At 59.9% G+C, this 17,476-nt stretch carries 17 protein-coding genes; 9 read left to right on the forward strand and 8 right to left on the reverse strand.

Going from position 1 to position 17,476, the window contains the following annotated elements; genetic code table 11:
- Nucleotides 1-135 precede the first annotated feature (135 nt).
- Both Q1A63_RS10335 and Q1A63_RS10340 read left to right on the forward strand, forming a co-directional pair.
- Nucleotides 136-1,044, forward strand: a complete 909-nt coding sequence (locus Q1A63_RS10335) for a LysR family transcriptional regulator (RefSeq protein ID WP_298970697.1) — start codon at nucleotides 136-138, stop codon at nucleotides 1,042-1,044.
- Nucleotides 1,041-1,784 carry a sulfite exporter TauE/SafE family protein gene (locus Q1A63_RS10340; protein WP_298970695.1) on the forward strand — a complete coding sequence of 248 codons (744 nt, stop codon included), beginning with the start codon at nucleotides 1,041-1,043 and terminating at the stop codon, nucleotides 1,782-1,784. The genes Q1A63_RS10335 and Q1A63_RS10340 overlap by 4 nt, the downstream gene beginning before the upstream one ends.
- A 26-nt stretch (nucleotides 1,785-1,810) precedes the next feature.
- On the opposite strand, the gene Q1A63_RS10345 is transcribed toward Q1A63_RS10340, so the two are convergent.
- Genes Q1A63_RS10345 through Q1A63_RS10370 form a run of 6 tightly spaced genes read right to left on the reverse strand, consistent with a single transcriptional unit; the run spans nucleotide 1,811 to nucleotide 6,597 of the window.
- Complete coding sequence (locus Q1A63_RS10345; protein ID WP_298970694.1) at nucleotides 1,811-2,479, reverse strand: fumarate hydratase C-terminal domain-containing protein; 669 nt, start codon at nucleotides 2,477-2,479, stop codon at nucleotides 1,811-1,813.
- Entirely contained in the window at nucleotides 2,476-3,432 is a 957-nt protein-coding gene (locus Q1A63_RS10350) for a fumarate hydratase (protein ID WP_298970693.1), read from the reverse strand. Before Q1A63_RS10350 ends, Q1A63_RS10345 begins: the two co-directional genes overlap by 4 nt.
- On the reverse strand, nucleotides 3,429-5,186 hold the full coding sequence (locus Q1A63_RS10355) for an FAD-binding protein (RefSeq protein ID WP_298970691.1): 1,758 nt from the start codon (nucleotides 5,184-5,186) through the stop codon (nucleotides 3,429-3,431). The genes Q1A63_RS10350 and Q1A63_RS10355 overlap by 4 nt, the downstream gene beginning before the upstream one ends.
- A gap of 2 nt (nucleotides 5,187-5,188) precedes the next feature.
- On the reverse strand, nucleotides 5,189-5,527 hold the full coding sequence (sdhC, locus tag Q1A63_RS10360; RefSeq protein ID WP_298970689.1) for a succinate dehydrogenase, cytochrome b556 subunit: 339 nt from the start codon (nucleotides 5,525-5,527) through the stop codon (nucleotides 5,189-5,191).
- Entirely contained in the window at nucleotides 5,524-5,865 is a 342-nt protein-coding gene (locus tag Q1A63_RS10365; protein WP_298970688.1) for a succinate dehydrogenase, read from the reverse strand. The genes sdhC and Q1A63_RS10365 overlap by 4 nt, the downstream gene beginning before the upstream one ends.
- A gap of 3 nt (nucleotides 5,866-5,868) precedes the next feature.
- A complete protein-coding gene (locus tag Q1A63_RS10370) occupies nucleotides 5,869-6,597 on the reverse strand; it encodes a 2Fe-2S iron-sulfur cluster-binding protein (RefSeq protein ID WP_299631454.1) in 729 nt (242 codons plus the stop codon).
- Between the two features lie 124 nt (nucleotides 6,598-6,721).
- Here Q1A63_RS10370 and Q1A63_RS10375 point away from each other — a divergent pair, with 124 nt between their 5' ends.
- Complete coding sequence (locus tag Q1A63_RS10375) at nucleotides 6,722-7,510, forward strand: nitroreductase family protein (RefSeq protein ID WP_298970685.1); 789 nt, start codon at nucleotides 6,722-6,724, stop codon at nucleotides 7,508-7,510.
- A gap of 5 nt (nucleotides 7,511-7,515) precedes the next feature.
- Here the strand turns inward: Q1A63_RS10375 and Q1A63_RS10380 are convergent, their stop codons facing one another.
- Nucleotides 7,516-8,832, reverse strand: a complete 1,317-nt coding sequence (locus Q1A63_RS10380) for an aspartate aminotransferase family protein (protein WP_298970683.1) — start codon at nucleotides 8,830-8,832, stop codon at nucleotides 7,516-7,518.
- Between the two features lie 505 nt (nucleotides 8,833-9,337).
- Here Q1A63_RS10380 and Q1A63_RS10385 point away from each other — a divergent pair.
- The 6 genes from Q1A63_RS10385 to arsJ all read left to right on the forward strand — a co-directional run bounded on the left by Q1A63_RS10385 (nucleotide 9,338) and on the right by arsJ (nucleotide 16,669).
- The gene (locus Q1A63_RS10385; RefSeq protein ID WP_298970681.1) at nucleotides 9,338-10,306 is read left to right on the forward strand and encodes a TAXI family TRAP transporter solute-binding subunit; all 969 of its coding nucleotides are present in this window, start codon (nucleotides 9,338-9,340) and stop codon (nucleotides 10,304-10,306) included.
- A gap of 111 nt (nucleotides 10,307-10,417) precedes the next feature.
- Nucleotides 10,418-13,030 (forward strand): TRAP transporter permease, encoded by a 2,613-nt coding sequence (locus Q1A63_RS10390; protein ID WP_298970679.1) that lies wholly within the window; start codon nucleotides 10,418-10,420, stop codon nucleotides 13,028-13,030.
- Nucleotides 13,027-13,458 (forward strand): universal stress protein, encoded by a 432-nt coding sequence (locus tag Q1A63_RS10395; RefSeq protein WP_298970678.1) that lies wholly within the window; start codon nucleotides 13,027-13,029, stop codon nucleotides 13,456-13,458. The genes Q1A63_RS10390 and Q1A63_RS10395 overlap by 4 nt, the downstream gene beginning before the upstream one ends.
- 96 nt (nucleotides 13,459-13,554) lie before the next feature.
- Nucleotides 13,555-14,400, forward strand: a complete 846-nt coding sequence (locus Q1A63_RS10400; RefSeq protein WP_298970676.1) for a helix-turn-helix domain-containing protein — start codon at nucleotides 13,555-13,557, stop codon at nucleotides 14,398-14,400.
- Nucleotides 14,400-15,398: an ArsJ-associated glyceraldehyde-3-phosphate dehydrogenase gene (locus tag Q1A63_RS10405; protein WP_298970675.1), complete on the forward strand. Its 999-nt coding sequence runs from the start codon at nucleotides 14,400-14,402 to the stop codon at nucleotides 15,396-15,398. The genes Q1A63_RS10400 and Q1A63_RS10405 overlap by 1 nt, the downstream gene beginning before the upstream one ends.
- A gap of 2 nt (nucleotides 15,399-15,400) precedes the next feature.
- Nucleotides 15,401-16,669 carry an organoarsenical effux MFS transporter ArsJ gene (arsJ, locus tag Q1A63_RS10410; protein WP_299631549.1) on the forward strand — a complete coding sequence of 423 codons (1,269 nt, stop codon included), beginning with the start codon at nucleotides 15,401-15,403 and terminating at the stop codon, nucleotides 16,667-16,669.
- Here arsJ and Q1A63_RS10415 read toward each other — a convergent pair.
- Nucleotides 16,666-17,334 (reverse strand): DNA-3-methyladenine glycosylase I, encoded by a 669-nt coding sequence (locus Q1A63_RS10415; protein ID WP_298970674.1) that lies wholly within the window; start codon nucleotides 17,332-17,334, stop codon nucleotides 16,666-16,668. The genes arsJ and Q1A63_RS10415 overlap by 4 nt on opposite strands.
- Between the last annotated feature and the right edge of the window lie 142 nt (nucleotides 17,335-17,476).

Below are 17,476 nucleotides of genomic sequence, written 5' to 3' on the forward strand. Positions count from 1 at the left end.
TATGACCGGCCATTCGGACCCCCCGGGCGAAGCCGATGGCGCCCTTGACAATTGGTAACGTTAAGACATGCTTTATAGAAGTAATAATAAATTACAAAATCCGTTAGCCAAGCTAACACAAAAGGCACATATCCCATGTCCATTCGCACCTTGCGAACGCTTATCGCCGTGCATGATCACAAAACCTTCAGCGCGGCGGCGGATGCCGTCTACGTGACCCATGCCGCGGTCAGCCAGCAGATGCGCGGTCTGGAAGAAAGCTGGGGCGTGCAGCTTTTTGATCGATCGAAACGCACGCCGGAACTGACGCCATTGGGCCGTGCATTGGTGGCCAAAGCGCGCGATGTGGTTCGGGACTATGATCAGATGCTGCCTTCCGTGCTGGGCGAAAGCAGCGTCAGCGGCGAGGTCAAACTGGGCGCGCTGCCGACCACACTGACGACGCTGGTGCCCTCTGCCATATCGATGCTGGTGAAAACCTACCCCCAAGTGCATGTCCGGCTCTTTCCCGGTCTGACGAACCAATTGATGTCGCAGCTGGAACGCGGGGCGCTGGATGCCGCCCTTGTAACCCGTCCCCAATTGATGCCGCCGGGGTTTGAATTCCGCGAGATTGCAGAGGAGCCCCTGCAACTGCTGGCCTCTCTGGACACTGGCAGCGATGATCCGTTTGAGCTGCTCGCGAAACACCCCTTTATCCGCTTTAACCGCGAGGCCGTGGTGGGCCATATGATCGAAAGCTGGCTGCAACGAAAAAACATCCGCGTGAACGAGGCGATGGAACTGGACAGTCTGGAAGCGATTTCAAGCATGGTCTACGCCAATCTTGGCGTCGCAATCGCGCCCAGACGCGCGGTGCAGCCAAACAACCCCCTGCCGCTCAAGCGTTTACCCCTTGGCGAAGACGCGCCCATCCGGCGTCTGGGCCTCGCCTACCCGCAGGATACCGCGCGCGGTCGGGTTCTGAGCGAATTGCACAGCATCTGCCTGCGCTCGGTCACCATCGGTGCCTTCGGCCCCTCCCCTCTGGCCACCGCTGAATGACATCCCAGGAAATGACATTTCTGATCATTGGCGGTCTCGCGGGCGGCTTCATCAACGGGCTTGCCGGATTTGGCACGTCCCTTTTTGCGCTGGGGTTTTTCCTGACGGTGGTACCCGCCGTTGAAGCGGTTGCGATCACGGTTGCCATTTCAGTGGTCAGCGGATTGCAGGGGTTGTGGATCGTGCGCCATTCGCTGACACAGAACCCGCGGCGCCTTGCGCGCTTCCTCTTCCCGGCCATCCTTGGCATCCCGCTGGGCGTCGCCTCGCTGAAGCAAATCGATGTCTCCGTGCTGAAATACCTCATCGCCTTCTTTCTTATTCTCTACGGCGGTTTTTTCACTTTCCGGCGCACCTTGCCCAAAATCGACCGGCCCACGCCGTTCATCGATTGCACGATTGGGTTCTGCGCCGGAATCCTGGGCGGTGCGGCATCGCTGTCGGGCGCGTTGCCCACCATGTGGTGTTCCATGCGCGCCTGGCCCAAATATGAAACACGCGCTGTGTTGCAGCCCTTTAACGTGACCGTGCTGGCCCTGACGGCCCTCGTACTGGCCTGGGGTGGCGCCTATCATCAGCGCACATTATTGCAACTCTGTATCGCAGTACCTTCCGCGATCCTGGCGGCACAGGTCGGGATCATCGTCTTTCGCAGGCTGACGGACGACGTCTTTCGCAGATTGCTGATCGCGATCTGCCTGATCTCAGGCACCGTCTTGCTCTTGCGTGAGCTTCTTTAACGCCAAAGCCCCCGCACCAAGCGCCGTTAGCCGATAACCTCGTCGGAACGATCATCGGTTTCGCCATAGCGCTTCAACACCGCAGGTTTCGTGCCTTCATAAACCCGGTCAAGATTTTGCACAATCTTGGCGTTTTCACGCTCAAACAAACACTCACCGGCCATGTTCGACGCCACGATGAACGGCCCCATGCGGCGCGCCCGGATCACCCACATCGCCTGCGCGATGCCCAGTTCTTCATGCCAATGCACGGCCTCCACGGTCTCCACCCCGCGCCCCAGCAGCGCACCGGTGCCGTAGCCGACCGTGGACAGATAGACCGCGCCATTCGGCACGAAATATTCTTTGTAGTCCTTGGACGACATGCCGCCCTTGCCGATGATCAGCCGGGCGCCGGTCTTGGCCATCCATTCGGGCAACCACTTGGCAAAACGGAAGCTCGCCGTGGCCGTCACCGCCCCCAGATCAAAGGAGCCATCCTCGCGGATCACCGCCGCAGGGGAGCAATGGAAGTTCGCAGCACTTTGCGAGGGCAGTTCCATCGGGATGTTGGCCTTGTCCTCCAGCGCGCGCATGTAAACGCCTTCGCGCGCGGTGTAGATCAACCCATCAAGGTAGACGATATCCCCCAACCGCAGATCGGCAATCGCTTCGGCGGTGGGGGTGGCGGAAAGGGTGACTTCGCGGATTTTCATTCTGCCGCCTCCCGCACCGGATCCCAATCAATGGTTTCGCGGCGCTGATAATCGGTGAACCAATCCGGATCCGTGCGATGTTCGACCCGCCCATCGGGGAAGACACGCGCCACTGCCCGCCGGGAGGAGAGGCAAAACGCATGCACCGACATCTGCATGCCGCCGGTGTGGCAGTAGCCCACTTCAATATTGCAGTCTATCACCATGTTTTTGCCAACAAATCCCATGGCACCCATACCGATTGAGTTACCCAGCTCTTTGAATTCATCCTCCATCTCCGCAATCCTTGGGTCCGAATTCCGGCTGCCCACCGTCCGCAAAACAGAGGCCCGTTTGCCCAGCACCATGCAGGTGTCTTTCGATCCCCCCAGCCCGATGCCGATAATCGCGGGCTGACACGCGAGGCCGCGCTTGCCAAACGCCACGAGGCTGTCGAGATAGAACCGTTTGATCCCCTGAATGCCGTCCGACGGGAAGAGCATCCGGTAGTCGGTGCCAAATAGCCCGCCTTTGTGCACCGTGATCAGGTCAATCCACTCCCCCTCCGGCTCAAAGCCATATTCAATCTCCGGCGCGCCGATGCCGACGTTGTTGTTGTGATCCGTGCGCCAGAGCGGATGCACCCGGTTGGGGCGCAGCGGCACGCCGGTGGTGGCATTGGCCGTGGCCCGCCGCAGCGCCGCTTCCAAGGCAATCGGGCCGCCTTCGATGCGGGCATCATTGCCCATTTTCACAAACCAGCGCGGCACGCCCGTGTCGCCACACATCGCGCGGCGGTCTTCCTTGGCGGCCTCGTAATTCTCCAGCATGGCCTGCAAGACAAATGACGACAGATCACCGTCTTCGGTTTTTGCTGCCGCGCGCAGCCCGTCCAGATAGTCTTGCGGAATTTCGATGGCCGCCTTGTCCATCAGGGTTTCCGCGGTCGTTTGAATGAGGTCAATTGAGATCATTGTGCCGCCACCAGGGTTTCTGGCTCGCCTTCGGGCAGGATCGTCTCGCCCGGGCGAACAATCGAAAAATCAACGTCTTGGCGCGTGACATTCACCTTGTCACCAGCGCGTTCCGCAACTGTGAAATAGGACGCGGCCATATCCCCGGCTTCGGGGAAATCTTCGCGGTAGTGCGCACCGCGCGAGTTTTCCCGTGCCAGCCCCGCCAGAGCGATCACTTCGGAGACATCGCAGAGGCTCGCCATGTTCAACCAGTCATGCCACGTCAGATTGAACGCCAGCGTGTCCGATGCCACACCGACATCCATGAGGTCGCGGCGAATGGCCCGCACCCGGCTCAAACCGCGCGTCATCCCGGCCGCGTCCCGCATCACGCCCACATCTTCCCACATCGCCTCCTGCAGGCGATTGCGCAGTGGCTGTACCAAATCAGGGGGCCGGGAAAGCGGGTGGCGCGCGCGTTCATATTCTGCCATCAGCAGGCTTTCATCAGGATCACGCAGCCTCGGCATTTTGCGGATGTCCGCACCCATCGTGTCACCCGCGATCCCGCCATAGACGGTGGAATTGGCAACACCGTTGCCGCCCAGCCTGTTGGAGCCATGCGCGCCGCCCGCATCCTCACCCGCGACATAAAGGCCATGAAGCCCCGTGCGCGTATCCGTGTCCACCACCACGCCGCCCATGAAGTAATGCGCGGTTGGCACCACTTCGACCAGACCACCCGCAAGGTCAAACCCGCTGTCCTCGCAGCGCTTCACCATACCCTTGAACCTGGCGCGCACGTTGTCGGGGCCGAGGTGGGACATGGAGATAAACATGCCTACCTGATCGGGATCATTGCTCTTGCGCATTTCCGCATAGATGCCGCGGCTGACCACATCGCGCGTTGCGCGTTCGCCTTTGCCGTCATAATCGAACATGAAGCGCTGCCCCGCCGCGTTCAGCAACTGCCCGCCGGCGCCGCGCAGCCCCTCCTCCAGCACCGTGCCGGTCATGCGACTGTGCGCACCCGCCAGAAGCCCGGTGGGGTGGAATTGCACCATCTCCATATCCCGCAGTGGCAGCCCGACGCGCAGCGCCATGGCCAGCCCATCCATCGTCTTGTCGCCACTGGGGGTGTGGTATTTGTACATGGTCGGGCCGCCGCCCGTGGCCATCAACACGGTCTTGGCCCGCACAAAGCGGAACCTGCCGGTGCGCATATCAATCATCAATACCCCTGCCAGCGCACTGCCATCTTTGGTCGGGATCAGGCCAACCGCGCGATGCTCCTGCAGCTTTTCGACCGGGCGGCTTAGCACCTGTTCCATCAGCCGGTTGATGATCTCGATGCCCGTCAGATCACCCTTGTGCACCGTGCGGTCCGCCGTCTGCCCGGCAAAGGCTTTCTGATGCAAGGTGCCATCGGCATTGCGGTCAAAGAAGCAGCCAATCTCGTTTTCCAGCTCGCGGATGCGCACAACCGCCTGTTCGCACAGCCGCCAGGCCATGTCCTGATTGGGCAGCCATTTACCACCCTCAATCGTGTCCATGAAATGCCGCTCGACCGTGTCGCCGCCGCCCAGGGCCACGTTATAGCCGCCCTGCACCATCCGCGTGCACCCGCATTTGCCGATCAGACCTTTGACAGCAATCGTGATCTTGGTGCCTTCAGGGGCGGCTTGCTGCGTATGTAGCGCCGCAAAGAGCCCCGCGCCCCCAGTGCCGAGGATCAGAATATCCGTGTCGTGGCGGTCGATGTCTCTGCTCATATTCACACCACCTGCAAAAAGAAGGTGCCGGAGATCAGCACAGCGACCCCGATAGCGCCCGCTGCCAGTGTCTTTTGCGGCGCAGACCACGGCAACCATTCCATCGCCATCAGCCGCAGCCCGCCAAATACATGCACGGCGAGCAGAAAGATCAACCCAAACTCTGCTATTTTAACAATAGGTTGCTCGGCAAAGCTCAGAAACTGGTTCAGCTTTTGCGGTTGCGTCAGCGCCCAGGACAGCACCCAGAAATGCAGCGGCAGAAAGAGTGCAAGCGCCAGCCCGGACACCCGGTGCAGCACAAAGGCCAGCCATAGGGGATGCGCGCGCGCGGGTCTCATACGCCCCCCGGCCATGTCACAGCGACCAGCGCCTGTGTGCCCAGGCCCAGCAACAGCAGACCAATGCTCCAGGTCAAACCAACCAACGTCGTGCCCCTCAGCCCGAAGGTTTCATACACGATCACCCGCAGCCCGATGGCCGCATGCAGCGAGACCGCAAGGACAAAGGAACCGTAGAACAGGAACCAAAAAAGGGACCCCTGCGTCCGGCCTAAAATTTCCTCCGCCGTCAGCCCACCCTGCACCGCGTAGATCATCACCGCGATATGGCCGAGCGTCAGCGGCACCATGATCAGCGCGGAGAGGCGTTGCAGCATATAGAGCCTGAGATCAAGCATCAGCTACTTGCGCCTCCCGAAAAACGACCTGGTGGTTTCGCGTTTGAGACCGGCGATGGCGGACATGGGATCAAGGTCATTGGGGCAAAACACCGTACAGCTGCCCATGGAATGGCAATTGTGGCACCCGCCCGTTCCGGACACCGCATCTAGGATGGCGCTCCGGCCCTCGTGTTTGGCGTCCTTCAACAGGGTCCACGCCCGCTGCAGCGCCGCGGGTCCGAGGTAATCGGGATTGCCCGCCACCGTGTCGCAGGCCGCATAGCAAATGGAGCAGTTGATGCATTCGATACCGGCGCTGGCCTCAACCCGCGCGCCGTCTGCGGGGTCAATGCCCGGGATCGGATCGTCACGACTGGCGCTTGGCCTATGGGCACCGCCCGCAGCGATCCACTTGTCAAAAAATGGATCCATATCCGCCGCCAAGTCCTTGATCACAGGCAGGTTTCGCAGCGGCGCAATTTCAACGTGACGGTCCCTCAACACCTTTTTGACATGGGTGCGGCAGGTCCAGCGCGGTTGCCCGTTCACCATCATCGCGCAGGAGCCGCACATGCCGACACGGCAGGCAAAACGGTAGGTCAGGGTCGCATCTGCGTATTGTTGGATCCACGACACCACATCGAGAATGGTCTGATTTTCAAGCGCAGGCACCTCAAACTGCTGAAAACTGCCACCCTCTGCGTCGCCGCGCCAAACGGAGACTTCCAAAGGGGCTGTATCTGCATCCACCACGCGTTCCTGACTTGTGACTGTTCACATTGCGATTATGATATAACCGCCAGAAATGCTAACGAGAAGGAATATGTTCTTATGTTTTTTGTAAGAAATACTTACAATAAAGGATCACTTCTGCATGGCTGACGCTCCGCTCAGAAGCCTGTTCCAACAGCGTTTCGGAGAAGCCCCGGACCTACCGGAAATTCTGGCAACAAACCCGGAGATCACCCGCCTGGCCGCGCGCGGGTCCTGCCGCCATTTCACACCCGATCAAATCGATCCGGCCATATTGGAAACACTTTGCGCCGCGGCACTCTGCGCCCCGTCCAAGAGCGATCTACAACAACGCGATATCCTGATCGTGACCGATCCTGGGCTGTTGCGGGACCTCAAATCCCTGCTCGACGCGCAGGAATGGATTGCCGATGTGCCCGCAATGGCTGTCTTTCTGGCGAACAACCGTCGCCAGCGACAGCTGCAGGCCTGGCACGCGCAGCCCTTTCCCAACGATCATTTGGACGCCTTCTTCAACGCCAGCGTGGACGCGGGCATCGCGCTTGCATTCTTCATGGTTGCGGCAGAGGCGGCAGGTCTGGGGTGCTGTCCGATCAGCACCATCCGCAATCACCTCAAAGAGGTAAGAGGCCTGCTCAATCTGCCGGATCATGTCTTCCCTGTTGCGGGAATGGCGGTGGGACACCCCCTTCAAACGCCAGAGATCAGCGCGCGCTTGCCGTTGGCAAAAACAGTACACCACAACCAGTTCGTTGATATCACCAAAGAGGAAGTGTCGGCTTACGACACGCGGCGGCTTGCAGGCGCCGATGGTTCGGGCTGGTCTGCAGCCAAGGCGAAAATGTATGCGTCCCCGCAACGTACGGATTTCGCCGATTTCATCCGCGAGATCGGCTTCAAACTCGACTGAGCACCTTAAAGCACTGTATCAAAAGTCTTTTTCAACTTCGACACGATTTCATCCACGTGGCAGTCTTCCATGATAAAGGGCGGTGCCAGCAGCACATGGTCGCCGTTCTGCCCGTCCACGGTGCCCCCCATCGGATAGCAGGCCAAGCCGTTTTCCATCGCGACCTGCTTGATCTTTTTGTTGATCCCTTTTTCCGGGGCAAAGGGGCGTTTGCTGGCCCGATCCTCGACAATCTCCAGCCCCTGAAACAGGCCACGCCCGCGAATGTCACCGATATGTGGGTGCTGACCAAACGCGCCCTGCAATGCATCATGCAATTTCGCCCCCATCTCCGCAGAACGATCCACCAACCCGCCGGTCAGTTTTTTCAGAACCGCATTGCCCGCCGCACAGGCGGTCGGGTGGCCGATGTAGGTGTGGCCATGTTGAAAGAAACCGGATCCATCCGCGATGGCCTGATGGATTTGCGCGGTACACATCATCGCGCCGATGGGCTGATACCCGGCCCCGAGGCCCTTGGCGATGGTCACGATATCGGCCGTGATCCCCTCCTGCTCATGGGCAAAGAGGCTGCCGGTCCGACCCATGCCACACATGACCTCGTCAAGGATCAGCAAAATGCCGTATTGATCGCAAATCTCGCGGACGCGTTTGAAATAGCCCTCCACCGGAGGGACGGCCCCAAGCGTCGCCCCAACGACGGGTTCGGCGACAAAACCGATGACCGTCTCAGGCCCAAGGCGCTGCAGTTCCGCCTCCAGCTCATTGGCGACTCGCTGACCGTAATCAAAGGCACTCTCTCCTTCCTGCTGACCGCGATAGGCATAACAGGGCGAGATCAGCGCGGTGTCCACCATGATCGGCGCAAAGGCCTGTTTGCGCCAGACGTTGCCACCGGTTGCCAGCGCGCCAAGCGTATTGCCGTGATAGCTCTGCCGCCGGGCGATGAAGTGACGCCGGGCGGGTTGCCCGATTTCCACAAAATACTGTCGCGCCAGTTTCAGCGCGGCTTCGACGGCTTCAGAACCACCGGAGACGAAGTAGACCTTATCCAGATCACCGGGGGCTGCAGCGACCAGACGGTCGGCAAGCTCTTCGGCGGGGTCGGAGGTAAAAAAGCTCGTATGCGCATAGGCCAGTTGTGCGACCTGTTCCTGAATGGCGGCAATGACATCCGCATCGCCGTGGCCGAGGCAAGACACCGCCGCCCCACCTGATCCATCAAAATATTCTTTACCATCAGCATCATAGAGGTACGCGCCTTTACCTATAGACGCGCGTCGAAGATTGGCCTTAGAGTGACGGGCGAATACATGTGACATTCGAAACCTCCCTAGTTTAGCTGCCTTTTGTGAAACATACGGGGCCTGCGTTGACAATGCACTGAAACAAATGAGTCCTCGCCATGGGACTCATTGTGGCTGGGGAGCGTGCATGGCGCAGCCGCTTGATATCAGGATGCCTGAGAACGAAGCCTTACCGGGTGCCCCGAGGTATTCGTTGTGATATCACCGACACCTTTTTCAGCCCTCCACGCACGCGACCCTGAACCGGCGCGCACAAGTCGCAGCTCTGGTGTGACAATCGCAGACGGCCCCGCGCTCAACCGCGCCGCTGCAGGCTTGATCGCCCCCTCAAGAACGCCGCTTTTCTTTTCCTTTTACGCAGCCGCGCGTTTCTTTCTGGAAACGCTGAAGGGCATGCTTGCCCAAATCAAAGGCGAAGTCTTTTGCACAGGTCCTGCAGAGGCCGAACTGTGTAACCGCCGTTTACAACAAGTTCTGGACGGCTAAGCTACAACCAATAATCCACATAAGGGAGACAACAATGTTCAATGGATTAAAAATGACGGTCGCAGGTGCGGCACTGGCGATGATGGCAGCGCCTGCCGCCATGGCCGAAGAGTTCATCACCATCGGTACGGGCGGTGTTACAGGGGTTTACTACCCTACAGGTGGCGCCATCTGCCGTCTGGTGAACAAGGGCCGCAAGGAGCATGGCATCCGCTGTTCCGTCGAATCAACCGGGGGTTCGGTCTACAACATCAACACCATCCGCGAAGGCGAGCTGGAATTCGGTGTGGCGCAGTCCGACTGGCAGTACCATGCGTATAACGGCACATCGAAGTTCGAAGATCAGGGCGCGTTCGAAGACCTGCGCGCTGTTTTCTCGGTGCACCCTGAACCCTTCACCGTCGTGGCACGCGCGGATTCGGGCATCAAAACCTTCGCCGATCTGAAGGGCAAACGCGTGAATATCGGCAACCCCGGCTCCGGCCAACGCGGCACGATGGAAGTTGTGCTCGACAAAATGGGGTGGTCGACGGGCGATCTGGCACTGGCCTCCGAATTGAAGGCGGCGGAACAATCGGCAGCACTTTGCGACAACCAGATCGATGCAATGGTCTACACCGTGGGTCACCCCTCCGGCTCCATTCAGGAAGCGACAACGGCCTGCGATTCCGTGATTGTTGAAGTTTCCGGCGCGGAAATCGAGGCGCTGATCGGTGAAAACTCCTACTACCGCTCCGCAACCATTCCGGGCGGCATGTATCGCGGGTCCGATGCGGACACCACCACCTTTGGTGTGGGCGCAACCTTCGTGACATCGGCAAGTGTTTCCGAAGATGCCGTTTATGCCGTTGTTGCTGCAGTCTTTGACAACTTCGAAGACTTCAAGAAACTGCACCCTGCATTCGCAAACCTGAAAGCAGAGGAAATGGCGACAGCGGGTCTGTCTGCGCCGCTGCACCCAGGCGCAGCGAAGTACTACAAGGAAAAAGGCTGGATTGAATAATCCACCGCAACGATCCCACAGAGGGCGGACAGCCGCCCTCTGAAGCCCCGCCAAGAGGGCCCATTCTCAGAACAAAAGCCGTAAACAGCGGCATCCCAGGGAGACAGTCAAATGGCAGATAAGTCCAGCGGCGGCCGTGCGCTGACCGAAGAAGAACTTCAGGAGCTCGTATCCTCGTCGGATGCCGGTGCCCGTGACCCCGCCGGTGCGGTGGGGACCTTTCTGGCTATCGTGGCCATTGTCTGGTCGCTGTTTCAGGTCATGCTGGCATCGCCCCTGTCCAATCAGCTGTTGCCCGGTTCGGTGATCAACAACTCGCGCCAGATCCACCTGGCGTTTTCGATATTCCTGGCCTTCATGGCCTACCCGATGCTCAAATCGAGCCCGCGTCATTACATCCCCATCCACGATTGGGTGCTGGCTATCGGCGGCGCGTTCATCGCGATGTATGGCTATATCTTCTACGACAAGATCGTGAATTCCGGCGGCCTCGCCGATCATACGGATAAGTGGTTCGCGCTTGCCGGTCTGCTCATCCTGTTTGAGGGCGCGCGCCGCGCGTTGGGCCCGGCCATGGCGATCATCGCCACGATCTTCCTGCTCTATGTCTTCTTTGGCTCGTCCACGGCGGTGCCAGATGTCATCCGCTGGAAAGGCGCCTCGTTGCAAAAAGCCATGAGCCATATGTGGATCACCTCCGAGGGGGTCTTCGGGATCGCCCTAGGCGTGTCGACCAAATTCGTCTTCCTCTTCGTGCTTTTCGGCGCCCTGCTCGATAAGGCGGGGGCAGGGAATTACTTCATCAAAATGGCATTCGGGGCGCTGGGTCACCTCAAGGGGGGGCCCGCCAAGGCCGCTGTTGTGGGCTCTGCCGCGACCGGCCTGATTTCCGGTTCCTCCATCGCCAACGTGGTGACCACCGGCACTTTCACCATCCCGCTGATGAAGCGCGTAGGCTTTTCCGCCGAAAAAGGCGGCGCGGTCGAGGTGGCCTCTTCCGTGAACGGCCAGATCATGCCCCCCGTGATGGGCGCTGCGGCCTTCCTGATGGTGGAATATGTGGGCATCTCCTACGTCGAGGTGATCACCCACGCCTTCCTGCCCGCGACGATTTCCTACATCGCGCTGGTCTATATTGTGCATCTGGAAGCGGTGAAGAACAACATGCCTACGCTGGGCAACCGTGTGGTGTCGATGGGCAAAACCATCGGCGGCATGGCGGCCTTCTTCGTGGGCTTCGCGGCGCTTTGCTACGGCGTGCAATACCCGGTGAAATGGATCACCTCGCTGCTGCCAAACTCCGGCTTGCTGCTGTCGGCGCTGGTCTTCCTGTCCTATGTGTTTTTGCTGTTCTTTGCGGCAAAGGTCCCGGACCTGCAGCCCGATGATCCAAACGCCGAAGAGATCGAATTGCCGGTTGTGGGCGAGATCTACAAGGCCGGTCTCTACTTCCTGCTGCCGATCATCGTGCTGGTCTACTTCCTGATGATCGAGCAGAAATCGCCCGGCCTCTCCGCCTTCTGGGCGACCTCGCTCTTGTTCGTGATCCTGCTCACTCAGAAACCGCTCAAGGCGATGTTCCGCGGTGAAAGCGCGATGGCAAATGCCTTCAAGGACGGCGTGGCCGACCTGCTGCAGGGCCTCATCGACGGCGCGCGCAACATGATCGGCATCGGCTTGGCCACGGCCACAGCCGGTGTGATCGTGGGCACCGTGACGCTGACTGGTGTAGGTCAGGTCATGGCCGATCTGGTGGAATTCCTGTCTGGCGGCAACCTGATTCTGATGCTGATCATGGTGGGGCTTTTAAGCCTCATCCTCGGCATGGGTCTGCCCACCACGGCGAACTACATCGTGGTCTCCTCGCTGATGGCGGGGGTTGTCGTCGAACTGGGCGCGCAATCCGGGCTGATCGTGCCACTCATCGCCGTGCACCTCTTCGTCTTCTACTTCGGGATTATGGCGGATGTGACGCCACCCGTGGGGCTGGCAAGTTTCGCGGCGGCAGCGGTTTCCGGTGGGGACGCAATCCGCACCGGCTTCGTGGCCTTCTTCTATAGCTTGCGGACTGTGGCTCTGCCCTTTGTCTTCATCTTCAACACCGATCTGTTGCTGATCGATGTCGGATGGGCGCAGGGGATCTTGGTGTTCGTCACCGCCACCATTGCCATTCTGGTCTTTACCGCCGGCACCATGGGCTATTTCCTGACCAAGAACCGCATCTATGAAAGCGTCGCGCTGGTGTTCATCGCCTTCATGCTGTTCCGTCCGGATTTCTTCATGGACCGCATCTCGCCACCCTTCCAGGACGTGGCCCCTGCGGCCTTTGCCGAACGGGTCGAGGCGGCGCCCGTTGGCCGCGAATTCAGGGTCGTTGTCAGCGGTCCGGACTTCGACACGGGCGAGATCAAGGAAACCACATTGCTGGTGCCCATCGGGGACGAACCTGAAGGCACGCGGATGGAAGCTTACGGGCTGCTGACCCTCGAGGAAGGGGACCAGATCGCCCTGGAGGAGCCGCTCTTTGGCACGCCCTTCGCGGAAACCTTCCAGAGCTATGACTTCTACGGCGAGGAATTTGTCACCATCAAAGCGGTCAAAGCCCCGGCGGACCAGATGCCCAAGGAGCTGATGTTCCTGCCCGCATTGTTGCTGCTGGGTCTTATTGTCCTGCTGCAGCGCGGTCGGGCCGGGAAAGAAGAAACAGAAGGAGTGACCGCATGAGCCGTCCCGTTCTATGCGCCGTCGATGTCAGCCACAAAGGCAGGGATGCTGAAGTTCTCAAGATTGCGAAGCGCCTTGCCGATCTGGATGGCGCCTCTCTGGACGTTGTGACCGTTGTTCCGGATTTCGGGCAGAGCATTGTCAGCACCTACTTCGAAGCGGATCACCATGAAAAGGCCGTTGCCGAAGCGCGACAATTGCTGAGCGATGAAATCACCGCAAGCCTTGGGGCGGACGCGGACGCGATGGTGCGCCATATCGTGGCCACCGGAAACGCCTATGAGGAAATTCTGCATGTTGCCGCAGAAACCGGCTGCGGGCTGATTGTGATCGGGGCGCATAAGCCCGATTTCAAGGACTATCTGCTGGGGCCCAATGCGGCCCGGGTGGTGCGCCATTCCACCTGCAGCGTGCACGTCGTCCGCTAAGACCCCTGTTTCTATAGACCGTAACGCGCCCGACATCGGGCGCGTTTTTTCGTACGAATCTCTTGAATTCTGCTTTATTTCTAATATTCATGAAATATGGAAATAGAATCCCTTGATCGCCTTTCTGCCCTCAGCCATCCGCACCGGCTTGCAGTCTTTCGCCTGTTGATGCGCCGCTACCCCGATGAGGTGCCCGCCGGCGAAATCGCCGAGGCGCTTGCCCTAAAACCCTCGACAACATCTGTTTACCTGTCATCGCTGGGCGATGCGAAACTCATCACACAACACCGGCTGGGCACCTCCTTGCGCTACCGCGCCCGGACCCAGGCTGCGGGCGAGCTGATCGATTTCCTCTTCAACGAATGCTGCCGCGGTCGCCCCGAGCTTTGTCCCCCTGTCCCCTCTTCCCCCCCAAAAGGAGCGCTGACGATGACTGACACCAGCTACAACGTTCTCTTTATCTGCACCGGCAATTCCGCACGATCCATCTTTGCAGAGGCGATCTTGCATGACCTGGAAGGATCCCGGTTCAAGGCCTATTCCGCAGGCACAAACCCAGGATCAGAACTCAACCCCCTCGCCGTGGAAATGCTGGCGTCCAAGGGGCATGACACATCCCTGTTACGCGCCAAGCATATCTCCGAATTTCAGACCCCGGAGGCGCCAAAGATGGATTTTGTGTTTACCGTTTGCAATCGCGCCGCCAACGAAGACTGCCCCGCCTGGGAGGGTCAGCCGATCAGCGGGCATTGGGGTCTGCCCGATCCAGTAAAGGCCGAGGGCAGCCTCGCTGAACGCAGGCTTGCATTTCAGCAGACCTATGGCGCGCTGAACAACCGTATCAAGGCCTTCGCCTCCCTGCCCATCGAGACACATAATCGCATATCGCTGCAAGCCGCCGTCGATGAGATCGGCGCGGTTGACCTGGAAGGAACCCATTAATGACCGTTTACGCCCTCAATGGACTGGGCCGCATTGGCAAGCTTGCCCTGCGGCCCCTGCTTGAACGCGGGGCGCAGATCGCCTGGATCAACGATGCGGTGGGCGATGCGGCCATGCATGCCCATCTGCTGGAGTTTGACACGGTCCACGGGCGCTGGCCCGCGGCCTTCAGCGCGGATGCAAACAGCATCACCGTGGATGGCACCCGGCTTGCCGTTCACAACGAGACTGAACTCGACAGGTTACCGCTTGAGGGCGTCGATGTGGTGATCGACTGCACCGGCGTTTTCAAGACCGAGGCGACGCTCGCCCCCTATTTCACCGCCGGTGTGAAAAAGGTCGTGGTCTCCGCGCCTGTGAAGGACGGACCCACCGCAAACATCGTCTACGGCGTGAACAATGACATCTATGACCCGAGCGTGCATGACATTGTCACCGCGGCCAGCTGCACCACCAATTGCATCGCGTCCGTGGTCAAGGTCGTGCACGAAAACCTTGGCATCAAGCACGGCTCAATCACCACGATCCATGACGTGACCAATACCCAAACCATCGTCGATCGTCCCGCCAAGGACCTGCGCCGGGCCCGCTCTGCCCTGAATTCGCTGATCCCGACCACCACGGGCAGCGCCACCGCAATCACGTTGATCTACCCGGAACTGACGGGGCGGTTGAACGGTCATGCGGTGCGCGTGCCGCTGCTCAATGCGTCGCTGACCGATTGCGTGTTTGAGCTTGAGCGCGCCACCACGGTGGAGGCGGTAAACGGCCTCTTTGAAGCCGCCGCCAATGGCCCGTTAAAGGGCATTCTGGGTTATGAAACCCGCCCACTGGTCAGCACGGATTACACCAACGACCCGCGTTCCGGCATCGTCGATGCCCCCTCGACCATGGTCGTGAATGGAACCCAGCTCAAGGTCTACGTCTGGTATGACAATGAATGGGGCTATGCCAACCGGCTCGTCGATGTGGCCTTCATGGTGGGCGGATCCTTGTGAGCATGGAACGCGCCGGGGCTGCTTACGTCGCCGTCACGGCGGCCTATTGGGCGTTCATGCTCACGGATGGGGCGCTGCGTATGCTGGTGCTGCTGCACTTTCACACGCTGGGCTTTTCGCCGGTGCAACTGGCCTATCTCTTTGTGCTTTATGAGGTCGCGGGCGTGGTTACCAACCTGAGTGCGGGATGGATTGCCGCGCGCTTTGGGCTGACCTCGACGCTTTATGCAGGGTTGGCCTTGCAGGTCGCGGCCTTGGTGGCGCTGGCGCAGTTGGACCCGTCGTGGACGGTTGCCGCCTCTGTGGTCTTCGTGATGGCCGTGCAGGGCGCGTCGGGCGTGGCCAAAGACCTTGCGAAGATGAGCGCCAAATCCGCCGTGAAGCTCCTGGCCCCGGCTGAACAAGGCGGTCTCTTTCGCTGGGTCGCGCTGCTGACCGGATCGAAAAATGCGGTCAAGGGCTTCGGCTTTCTGATCGGTGCGGTGCTGCTGGGGCTGGTCGGGCTGAAAACTGCTGTGCTGGGCATGGCTGCCATCCTGGCGCTGATCCTTGTGGCCATCGTCGCAAAAATGCCCGGCGGCCTGCCCGTTGGGCGCAAGGACGCGAAGTTCCGCGAAGTATTCTCCAAGAACGCCAACGTCAACTGGCTGAGCTTTGCTCGGGTGTTCCTCTTTGCCGCCCGAGATGTCTGGTTCGTGGTCGGCATCCCGATCTATTTCTACGCGGTGCTCTTCGATGGGTCAGAGGCCGGAAACCGCGCGGCGTTTTTCACCATTGGCAGTTTTATGGCGCTGTGGATCATCCTCTACGGTGCGGTGCAGGCCGCAGCCCCCCGGCTCCTCAAAGCGCGCGCGCGAGACGAGGCGGAGATCATCAAAAGCGCCCGACATTGGGGCGCGAGCCTGATTGCGATCCCCGCGCTGCTTGCCGCCCTGGTCTATGTCACGCCTGAACCTGCGGGGTGGCTGACGCTGACCATCATCGCCGGGTTGCTGGTGTTTGGCGGGCTCTTTGCCATCAACTCAGCCCTGCACTCCTATCTGATCCTGGCGTTCAGTTCGGGCGAGCGGGTCACGATGGATGTGGGGTTTTACTATATGGCGAACGCGGCGGGGCGCCTGCTGGGGACGGTGCTCTCTGGCCTAAGCTATCAGATCGGCGGGCTGCCCCTATGCCTTGGTACCGCCGCTCTGCTCTTGATCCTCAGCACGCTGGGCGCCGCGCGCCTGCAGCACGTCGCACCCACGTCCCTCACACCAGAACGCGGCTAACCCGTGCTGGTGGCTAAAATCCGGCTGATCTCCTTCAAAGATCGACCGGAGGTCTGATGCCAGTCGGTAAACGCCGCCTGCACCGCTTTCATCGCGCCTTTTGACGTGGGCGGTTTGTCGATCACACCCTCGGCAATCAACCTGGCAACCACATCGCGCGACAGGATATACCCGTCCACCCCCATGAACCGCAGAAAATACTGCCCCGTGGTGCCCCCGAGCCGCGTGCCATTGGTTTTCAGATGTGCGAGCAGACCCGCGAAATCCTCAACCGGCCAATTGCCGATGAAAGCGCCAAAACTGCCGTGAGCCTCCGCCTCTGCTCGGACGAACACAGCATTTTCCTGCACTGCCCGGATTTTCGGCCCGTGGCGCACGATATCCGTGTTAGTGATCAAGGCGTCAAACCACACATCATCCATCATCGAGCAGGGGCCAGGCTCAAACCCCTTGAAGGCCGTCTCAAACCCCGGCCACATCGCATCGACAACCTTCCAGTTGAAACCAGCATTGAAGATCGCGCGCGTCATCGCCGCCAGCCAGCGATCATCTGGCGTGGCCTGCAGTTCAGCGCCCGATTTTGCGGGCGTAAACCCGTCAAATATGGCTTCGACGGACCCTTTGCGCCCGACACTGATTACCAGAATATCGTCCAATGTCCGCATCCTCACCTCCTTTGGTTCAGGTCACGAGTTTACCCCGGCCCGCGCTTGCGAAACAGAATGATTGTGTCACAACCGGTTGTGCGAAAATCGCACCTCCTTTTCAACGGCTTGAGCGGGCAAAGCCTTGAAACATCGCGGCGCG

The organism is uncultured Roseobacter sp. (genome assembly GCF_947499265.1).
In the GTDB taxonomy this organism is placed as follows: domain Bacteria; phylum Pseudomonadota; class Alphaproteobacteria; order Rhodobacterales; family Rhodobacteraceae; genus Roseobacter.